Annotated in this window: 1 protein-coding gene; it reads right to left on the reverse strand. The window is 72.8% G+C overall.

What is annotated here, in order from left to right; translation table 11 throughout:
- The coding region (locus H6A23_RS11235; protein WP_204832258.1) for a hypothetical protein at nucleotides 1-445 on the reverse strand (445 nt) is incomplete at both ends.

The following is a 445-nucleotide window of genomic DNA, read 5'->3' on the forward strand; positions in this document are numbered from 1 at the left end:
GGCGTCCACCCAGTAGCGCTGGAGGCCCTGGCCGTACGCGTCGGAGACCACCCAGCCGGGGCCCGCGAGGCGCCCGTCGTTGTCGGCCAGGTAGACGTAGGTCTTACCGTCCTCCCCCACGAAGGGGAGCCTCCCCCGGAGGATCGTGGTGTCGCCCTTGGCGTACGACCAGTACCCGAGGCCCGTGTCGAACAGGCCGTCGGCGCGGAAGGCCCCCTTCGAGCCGGCCCAGTAGCGCTCGAGCGCCCCGCCGGTGAAGTCGCCGGTCACGACCCAGCCGTTCCTGGCGACCCTGCCGTCGTTGTCGGCCCAGTAGCGGCCGTCCTCGAAGTCCCGGCCGCCGCGCAGGACGTAGCCCTCCTCGGTGGTGTAGTGCGCCCAGCCGTCCTCGGAGTAGCCCTCGACCGCGGCGTGCGCGTCGGCGTCCACCCAGTAGCGCTGGAGG

The sequence above is a fragment of the Olsenella uli genome (assembly GCF_016900775.1).
Lineage (GTDB): Bacteria > Actinomycetota > Coriobacteriia > Coriobacteriales > Atopobiaceae > Thermophilibacter > Thermophilibacter uli_A.